At 69.2% G+C, this 2,397-nt stretch carries 3 protein-coding genes; 2 read left to right on the top strand and 1 reads right to left on the bottom strand.

What is annotated here, in order from left to right; genetic code table 11:
- Both AC1D01_RS30415 and AC1D01_RS30410 read left to right on the top strand, forming a co-directional pair.
- Positions 1-387: RES family NAD+ phosphorylase (locus AC1D01_RS30415; protein WP_477873074.1), on the top strand; the 387-nt coding region annotated here is incomplete at its 5' end.
- A 218-nt stretch (positions 388-605) separates the two neighbouring features.
- Complete coding sequence (locus AC1D01_RS30410) at positions 606-1,892, top strand: M16 family metallopeptidase (protein ID WP_477873072.1); 1,287 nt, start codon at positions 606-608, stop codon at positions 1,890-1,892.
- Here AC1D01_RS30410 and AC1D01_RS30405 read toward each other — a convergent pair.
- Positions 1,858-2,286, bottom strand: a complete 429-nt coding sequence (locus tag AC1D01_RS30405) for a hypothetical protein (protein WP_477873070.1) — start codon at positions 2,284-2,286, stop codon at positions 1,858-1,860. The genes AC1D01_RS30410 and AC1D01_RS30405 overlap by 35 nt on opposite strands.
- Positions 2,287-2,397: the final 111 nt, after the last annotated feature.

Genomic DNA, 2,397 nt, shown 5'->3' with positions numbered 1-2,397 from the left:
GAGACGGCCCTCTACGAGTCGCTGGTTCGCAGGGAGGCGGTTTTGTTGTCGATGAAAATGGTTTCCGCGCGTGCCTTGCTGTGCCTGCGAACCACCCGATCGCTGCAACTGCTCGACTTGCGTCCTCACGCGCCCTCGTGGCCGGTCCTCCAATCACTCCGATTCGAAGCCACGCAAGGCATCGCGAAGGATGCGCTTGCGACCGGTTTCGACGGGATCGTCTACCGCTCCGCGCAGCAATACGGCCAGGATTGCCTCGTGGTTTTCGGCTTGGCCGCAGATGCTTTCAAGCTGGCTTGGCGAAAGCCGCTGGTCCGTCCAGATGGCGCCCTCCACCAGGCGCTCGCCACGGCCATCCGTGGCGGGCAGATCATGGTGGTCCCGTGAACGTGGCCTTCCGCGGCGCCATGGGGACGGTGTGCACAAAGCGGCTGGTTCGGCAAAGGCGTGGGTAGGCAGGCTGTGGAGCGCCAATCAGGGCGGCGCACCGGCCGGCGAGCCACAGCCTGCCTACCCGCGCCTTTGCCTGCGCCAATCTCAGGCTGAACGGCCTTTCTCGATGCATGCATGATGTGGACTTTCGACCTGTCGCACCGGCCCCGCCCTTGAACCCCTCCGCCCCCACCCCCCAGCTCGCCACCCTCCCGAACGGCCTGCGCGCCATCGCGATCCCGATGCCGTGGCGCCAGACCGTCAGCCTGAGCATCTTCATCCGCACCGGCAGCCTGCATGAATCGCGGCAGCTCAACGGCATCAGCCACGTCGTCGAGCACATGGCCTTCAAGGGCACGCAGTCGCGCGACTGCCAGCGCATCAACCTCGATGCCGAACGCCTCGGCGCCGAGGTCAACGCCCACACCGACAAGGACCACACCGCGTTCCACATCGAAGGCCTGCCGCACGACCTGCCGGCCTTCGTCGCGCTGCTCGCCGACATCGTGCTGCACAGCACCTTCCCGGCCGACGAGCTGGAGCGCGAGCGCCAGGTCATCGAGCACGAATTCACCGAGTTCGAGGAAGACCCCGCCGCGATGGCCTTCCAGCTGTTCGACCGCGCCTGCTACGGCATGCACCCCGCCGGCCAGCCGGTGATCGGCAACCGCGCCAACCTGAAGCGCTTCGGCCGCGACGACCTGCTGTCCTACGTGCAGCGCCAGTACACCGCCGCCAACGTGATCGTCGCCGCGGCCGGGCCGGTCGACATCGACCCCTTCGTGCGCGCCGTCGACGCCGCGTTCGCCGCGATGCCCGCGGGCGAACCCAATGCGGTGCCGCAACCCGACTGGCGCGGCGGCCTGAAGCTGCGCCGCATGTCGGGCAGCGCGCAATGCCACACGGTGCTCGGCTTCGCGGCGCCGGCGCTCGCCGACGACTCGCACGTCGACAGCGTGCTCGCCGCCGCGCTGCTCGGCGAGGGCATGAGCTCGCCGCTGCTCGACGAGATCCGCGAGCGCCGCAGCCTCGCCTACTTCGCGTCGTGCTCGGCCGACATCCTGCCGTCGGCCGGCCAGTTCGTCATCGAGGCCGCCACCGCCCCGGCGCAGGCCGACGAATTCCTCGACGCCGTCGCCCAGCTGCTGCGCCGCCATGCCGATGGCAGCGATGCCGTCGGCCTGGAGCGCGCCCGCAACCAGATCGCGGTGCGCACGCTGCGGGCGCTCGACCAGCCGTCGCGCCGCATCGAATCGGCGGTGCAGGATGTGTTCACCTTCGGCCAGCTGCGCGACAGCCGCGAGTGGCTCGCGCGCCTGCAGGCCGCCTCGGCGCAGGACGTGCGCGCGGTGTTCGCCCGCGCCCTGTCCGGCAGCGCCGCCGTCGCCCTCGCGGGCAGCGTGCCGGCGAAGGCGCGCGAGCGGGCTAGCGCATTGTTTGCGGCCGAAGCCTCGCACTGAGGCCGACACCGACGGCGGTTCCCACCGGCTCGAAGCCGACCTCCAGCACGCAGCAGCCGTTCCAGGCGCACAGCTCCTCGCTGGTGGCGGATTGCTGCGCCAGCTTCTGCCCCGTGTCGTCGGACACCAGGTGCCGGCCCTCGCGTGTGAAGCCGCTGGCATTCGCCCAGTTGTAGAAGCCGATGCAGGCATCGGGGCTGACGGTGAGATAGCGCAGGCTGTTGCTCACCTGGTAGTACACCGACCCGTTGTACGGGCACGGCTCCAGCAGCAGCGCACGCCGGATGTCGGGCACCACCACCGCCCACTCGGCGCTGTTCTCGCCCAGCCATCCGACGTGCGCCCCCTGCCGCCACAGCGAGAGGCGGAAAACGGCGGGGGTGGAGGGGGGCACCAGATCGGAGCACATGTTTCACACTGTGACCGATAGCGCCGAAATTGCGGCTGAATTGGCCTGAAATGTCCTGAAATGGGCTCAGGCCGGTTGCGCCATTGTCGATAACCC

It is taken from the genome of Rhizobacter sp. P3_B12 (assembly GCF_056402895.1).
This window is presented reverse-complemented; position numbering and strand designations above follow the sequence as displayed.